Raw genomic sequence first — 6,139 nt, 5'->3', positions numbered from 1 at the left:
AGGCGATCACCAGGAAGGTGACAAAGAAGATGGCGGCGGTGCCGAAGTCGCTCATCAGGGCCAGGCAGCCCAGGCATACGCCGGTGAGCAGGATGAACAGCCCCAGGTTCCGCTTGTGGAAGAGCCGCTCCAGGGTGGCGGCCCCGGCGAAGATGTAGCAGATCTTCGCCAGCTCCGACGGCTGGACGGACACCCCCGCGATGGTGAGCCAGTTGGCCGCGCCGTACTGGGTGGGCACGCCGGGCAGCAGGGTGACCGCCGCCAGGGCCATGGCCGCCCCGGCCATGAGCCAGCGGATCTTTTTGGCACGATCCAGATCCCGCAGGAAGATGCCCAGCACCAGGAAGCCGGCCAGGCCCATGGCCACGCACAAAAACTGCTTGAGCAGCGCCCCGGTGTTGGAGGAGGCGGTGACCGCCAGGGACAGGGTGGACAGGAAGAAGGCGATGGTCTCCATCTCAAAGCCCACCTGCCGGCAGGCCCGCAGCACCAGGAAGTAGAGCCACATCACCCCCGTCAGCAGCAGGAAGGTCAGGGGGATCACCGCCGTGGCGTTCTCCCCCTCGCTGATGGTGAGCTGTACGGCGGTAAGCACCTGGAAGACGGTGAGGAGGATCAGCCCCAGCCAGGGGGACACGGGCCGGTAGGCCCGCCGGCGCTGGCGGCGCTGGGCCTTTTCCTCGGGAGAGAGGGGGAGGAGCACCGTCTCCACGCCCCCCAGTCCGATCACGTCGCCGTACTGGACGGGGGCGGACTTCTCCACCGCCCTGCCGTTCACCGTCACACCCCCCTTGGAGCCCAGGTCGTAGGCCGTCCAGGTGTCGTCCTCCCGGCGGATCAGGGCCGCGTGCTGCCGGGACACCACCGGGTAGTTGAGGATTACGTCGGAGTTGCCGCCCCGGCCCAGGATGTTCTCCCAGTGGGTCAGCGGCTCCTGGGCGCCGTTGGGCAGGGTCAGGTAGGCCCACACCTCCGGCAGGCAGGGCACCGTCAGCAGGGAGTGGATGGTTCGGATCAGGATCATCAGGGCCAGTATGGGAAACAGAAACCGCACCAGGGTGGTGAACCAGCCGCAGAACTGGGGGTTGTCCGTCAGCCACTGTAAGAGCAGATCCACTTGTCCGCCTCCTTTCCGGGAAATTCGCAACCCAGTATACCACAAATCCGGGCGGTAAAAAAGCGGAAGCCGGGCAGGCTTCCGCTTTCTTCATGAATTCTTTACATTTTACGGCCATATCGGGTGTACCTTTCCCATCCGCCCGTTTTCCCCCGCAACTGCTGGCACTGTGGGGCGCGACGACTCGGCGCGCCATCCGTAGGGGCGACCTGCGGTCACCCGCCATTCGCCGGGGCACCCCCGGGGGGCGGGCCTGCGCGGCGGGCGCACCGCTTTTGCTGTCAAAAGCGGTGGGAAAACCACCAGGGCCCGCGTTTTTTGAGGTGGCTTCGCGTGGATTTTTATCGAAGGCGCCCCCGGCGCCTTCGACCCCGGACCCGGAGTCCATGGCGGCGGTGGGCTGTACAGACAGGGCAAAAACAAACCGCGCATTGCCACCCGCCCTATTGGCACTTTTGTTACAGGCGCTGCCGCGCCTCGGGCGGCACGCATCGGGATTACCCCGCAGGCCCTGATGGCTGTTGCGCTGTACCAACTTGGCCCGCCGGGCCGCCGGCGGTGCCATGCCTCTGAGATGCCATGGCGGTTACAGGAGGTTGTCCGCCGGGCGCGGCGGTCCGGCTGCGTCCAGCCTTTACAATCCGCCGGTTCCGGCGGTATAATGGCAGTACCAAAGAGAAAGGACGTGAGCCCATGTCTCCCATCATCGACGCCCGGGGCAAGGCCTGCCCCACCCCTGTGATCATGGCCAAGAAAGCCATCTCTGCCGGAGAGAGCTCCTTCACCGTCCTGGTGGACAATACCACGGCGGTGGAAAATCTGAAGCGCCTGGCGGCCAACCAGGGCTTTGACGCCGCCGCCGCCGAGGCGGAGGGCGTGTTCTCTGTCGCGTTCACCCGCACCGGCTGCGCCGCCTGCGAGGAGGCGGTCAACTCCCCCCTGCCCGCCCCCGGCGGCGACTGGGCGGTATTTGTGGGCCGGGACATCATCGGTGACGGCGACCGGGAGCTGGGCACCAACCTGATGCGCATGTTCTTCTACACCCTCTCCCAGGGGGAGGACAAGCCGGGGGCGGTGCTCTTCATGAACGCCGGGGTGAAGCTGCCCACCCTGGACGAGCAGGTCGCGGAGCACCTGAAGGCCCTGTCCGCCGCCGGGGTGGAGATTCTGGTGTGCGGCACCTGCCTGAACTTCTACGGCCTCACCGACCGGCTCCGGGTGGGCACGGTGAGCAACATGTACGACATTGTCACCCGCATGCAGAAGGCGGGCAAGGTGATCTCTCTGTAATGGACTACGGTGTGATCACCTTCACCTCCACCTACGGGGCTATCTACGCCCAAAAGGTGCTCCGCCCGGCGGCGGACGTGCTCACCATGCCGGTGCTGCGGGAGATCTCCCTGGGCTGCGGCATCGCGGTGCGCTTCAAGCCAGAGGATCTGGACACCGTGCGCGCCGCCCTGGCCGCCTCCACCCTGAAGCCCGGCGAGTACGCCTTTTACGGCGTCACCGGCAGCGGCGGCGCTCTGCGGGCGGAGCGGCTGCCCTAGGGCATGTTTGAAACATGTCAACATGCCCAATCGGCGGGCCTTTTGCCCCCTGGACGGCGCAATTTTTCCTTGAAATCCGTCAGGATTCCTGCGAAAAAATTGCTTGCCAGCGGCCCAAAATTCCTCGCCGCTGGACATATCGCCAATTTTCAAACAAGCCCTAGCAAAAACGCCGCCGCGGCCGCCAGTGCAGTTCGGAGGCACAGCACCGATGGCGGCCCGGCGGGCCAAGTTGGCACAGCGCAACAACGATCAGGGCTTGCAGGGTAATCCCGATGCGTGCCACCCGAGGCGCGGCAGCGCCTGTAACGTGAGTGCCGATAGAACGGGCGGCAATGCCGGCCCGGTCTCTGCTCTGTCCGTACAGCGCACCGCCGCCATGGACTCCGGGTCCGGGGTCGAAGGCGCCGGGGGCGCCTTCGATAAAAATCCACGCGAAGCCACCTCAAAAAACGCGGGCCCTGGTGGTTTTCCCACCGCTTTTGACAGCAAAAGCGGTGCGCCCGCCGCGCAGGTGCGCCCCCCGGGGGGTACCCCGGCAAATAACGGCGGGGGCAAGCCCCCGCCCTACAGGCAGCCCTGCGGATAGAGGGACGGGCGGATGATATCCGCCCCTACAGGCCCCTGGCAGTTGTCATACCGCCCCTACGGACGGCGCGCCGAGTCGTCGCGCCCCACGGGGCCAGCAGTTGCGGGGGAAAACGGGCGGATGATATTCGCACCGCACCGCCGGCACGGGCTCAGAAGATCCAGCCCAGCAGGACGGAGAGGGCGAAGGCGGCGATGGCGGGCAGGAAGTTCTCCCACCGGGTGGGCTGATCCAGGATGGCCTTGATGAGCAGCACCACGCCGGCGACCCGCAGCAGCCAGGGCAGCAGGCCCAGCAGCAGCATCAGGGGCAGGCCGATGATGAGCAGCACCACCGGGATGGCCACCACGGCCACCAGGCAGATGATGCCGAGGGTAAACAGCGTCAGCATAGCAATTCCTCCTTTTGATGGATACAGCTTACCATGCCCAGGTAAAACTGCCCTGAAGGAATCCTTAAAATCAGATAAAAAAATGTGGGACAGCCGGCGGCTGTCCCACATTTTTTATACTTGTTACCGGAAGTACTCCGCGCCGCTCTCAAAGAGGGGCTGGTGCTTGTCGCCGGGGATGTTGACGCCCACGTAGGGGCCCCGGCGCTCCGAGTGGCCCATCTTGCCGAACACCCGGCCGTCGGGGGAGAAGATGCCCTCGATGGCCTCCAGGGAGCCGTTGGGGTTGGCGTCGATGTCCATGGAGGGCTTGCCGTCGGCGTCCACATACTGGGTGGCGATCTGGCCGGCGGCGATGAGCCGCTTCACCTCCGCCCGGGGGGCCACAAAGCGGCCCTCGCCGTGGGAGACGGGGATGGTGTGCAGGTCGCCCACGCTGGACTTCAGCATCCAGGGGGACTGGACGGAGGCCACCCGGGTGGTGACATACCGGCTCTGGTGGCGGCCGATGGTGTTGTAGGTCAGGGTGGGGCACTTGTCGTCCATGTCCCGGATCTCGCCGTAGGGCACCAGGCCCAGCTTGATGAGGGCCTGGAAGCCGTTGCAGATGCCCAGCATCAGGCCGTCCCGCTTTTTCAGCAGGTCGTGGACCGCGTCGGTGAGGCGGGGGTTGCGCAGGAAGGAGCAGATGAACTTGGCGGAGCCGTCAGGCTCGTCGCCGCCGGAGAAGCCGCCGGGCAGGAACAGGATCTGGGCCTTGCGGATGGCCTTTTCCAGGGCCAGGGCGGACTCCTCCAGATCGGCGGCGGTCAGGTTGCGCACCACCAGGATCTCCGGCTCCAGCCCCGCCCGCAGGCAGGCCCGGGCGGAGTCGTACTCGCAGTTGGTGCCGGGGAACACGGGGATGACCACCTTGGGGTGGGCCACCTTGTGCTTGCGCACCGCCGGGGAGCGCTTGTCCCAGGAGATGGCCTTCACCGCGCCGGAGGTTCCCGCCCGGGTGGGGTACACGTCCTCCAGCACCCCCTCGCTGAGGGAGAGCAGCTCGTCAATGGGGGCGGAGTCCCTGCCGATGGCGACCACCGGCTCCGCCGTGGTGACGCCCAGCTTCCCGCCGTGGGTCAGCTCCACGTCCCCGGTCAGCTCCGCCACGAGAGCGCCGGGGCGGGAGGCATACCAGGGAGCGCCGGCCTTGGAATCGGCGGCAAAGCCGATGGAATTGCCAAAGGCCATGTTCATCACGGCCTCCGCCGCGCCGTTCTCCACGGCCCAGGCGGCCTTCACCTTGCCGGCCTTGTGGAGGGCGTGGAACTCCTCCCAGGCGGCCTTCTGCCCCTCGGGCCCCTCCCCGTGGAACAGGTACACCGGGTGGCCCGCCTCCTTGAACTCGGGGGAGAGCACCTCCCCGGCCTTCACCGGGGCGATGGCGAAGGAGATCACCGTGGGGGGCACGTCCAGATCCAGGAAGGAACCGGACATGGAGTCCTTGCCGCCGATGGCCGCCGCCCCCAGCTCAAGCTGGGCGTCCAGGGCACCCAGCAGGGCGGCGAAGGGCTTGCCCCACCGCTCCGGCTCGGTGCGCAGTTTCTCAAAGAACTCCTGCAGGGTGAGATAGGCGGTTTTGTAGTCCGCGCCGGCGGCCACCAGCTTGGCCACCGAGGTGTACACCGCGCTGTGGGCGCCGGAATAGGGATCCGCGGACAGCTGGTCGGGGTCGCAGCCCCAGGCCATGACGCTGGCCTGGTCGGTCTCCTGCCCGGGCAGCACGGGGAACAGGGCGGCCATGGCCTGGGCGGGGGTGCGCTGGCTCTTTCCGCCGAAGGGCATGAGCACGCTGCCCGCGCCGATGGAGCCGTCAAACCGCTCGGTGAGGCCCCGGCGGGAGGCGGACTTCAGGCTGGCCGCCATCTCCCGCAGGGTGGGGGCCTTGGGCTGGGCCACTCCGTCCGGGCGGGCGGGGACGGACACGCTGGCGTGCTTCACCGCGCCGTTGGTGTTGAGGAAGGCCCGGGACAGGTCGGCCACCACCTGGCCCCGCCAGGTCATGACCATGCGGGGCTCCTGGGTGACGGTGGCCACGGGATAGGCCTCCAGGTTCTCCCGCTGGGCGGCGGCCAGGAAGGCGTCCACGTCCTCCGGCCCCACCACAACGGCCATGCGCTCCTGGGACTCGGAGATGGCAAGCTCGGTGCCGTCCAGGCCGTCGTACTTCTTGCGCACCGCGTCCAGATCGATGGACAGGCCGTCGGCCAGTTCGCCGATGGCCACGCTGACGCCGCCGGCGCCGAAGTCGTTGCACCGCTTGATGAGCCGGGTGACCTCCCCGTCCCGGAACAGCCGCTGCAGCTTGCGCTCCTCCGGGGCGTTGCCCTTCTGCACCTCGCTTGCCATGGTGTCCAGGCTCTTGAGGTTGTGGCTCTTGGAGGAGCCGGTGGCCCCGCCGATGCCGTCCCGGCCGGTGCGGCCGCCCAGGAGGATCACCACGTCGCCGG

General features: G+C 67.3%; 5 protein-coding genes. 2 read left to right on the top strand and 3 right to left on the bottom strand.

The features are described from left to right. A partial coding sequence (locus QZ378_RS11935) for an FHA domain-containing protein (RefSeq protein ID WP_291258425.1) occupies window positions 1-1,117 on the bottom strand: 1,117 nt, incomplete at its 3' end. 693 nt (window positions 1,118-1,810) lie between these two features. Between QZ378_RS11935 and yedF the strand changes: the two genes are divergently transcribed. Both yedF and QZ378_RS11925 read left to right on the top strand, forming a co-directional pair. Then, complete coding sequence (yedF, locus tag QZ378_RS11930) at window positions 1,811-2,407, top strand: sulfurtransferase-like selenium metabolism protein YedF (RefSeq protein ID WP_291258424.1); 597 nt, start codon at window positions 1,811-1,813, stop codon at window positions 2,405-2,407. Beyond that, a complete protein-coding gene (locus tag QZ378_RS11925) occupies window positions 2,407-2,667 on the top strand; it encodes a DUF3343 domain-containing protein (protein WP_191385303.1) in 261 nt (86 codons plus the stop codon). The genes yedF and QZ378_RS11925 overlap by 1 nt, the downstream gene beginning before the upstream one ends. A 740-nt stretch (window positions 2,668-3,407) precedes the next feature. On the opposite strand, the gene QZ378_RS11920 is transcribed toward QZ378_RS11925, so the two are convergent. Together QZ378_RS11920 and QZ378_RS11915 are read right to left on the bottom strand one after the other, a co-directional pair. Beyond that, window positions 3,408-3,647 (bottom strand): phage-shock protein, encoded by a 240-nt coding sequence (locus tag QZ378_RS11920; protein ID WP_087240777.1) that lies wholly within the window; start codon window positions 3,645-3,647, stop codon window positions 3,408-3,410. Between the two features lie 123 nt (window positions 3,648-3,770). Beyond that, window positions 3,771-6,139 (bottom strand): phosphoribosylformylglycinamidine synthase subunit PurQ (locus QZ378_RS11915; RefSeq protein WP_291258423.1); only part of this gene is annotated, 2,369 nt, incomplete at its 5' end.

The organism is Flavonifractor sp. (assembly GCF_019422385.1).
Taxonomy (GTDB): Bacteria; Bacillota; Clostridia; order Oscillospirales; family Oscillospiraceae; genus Flavonifractor; species Flavonifractor avistercoris.
Note: the sequence above shows the minus strand (reverse complement) of the source record. Positions and strands in the feature narration are given on the sequence as shown.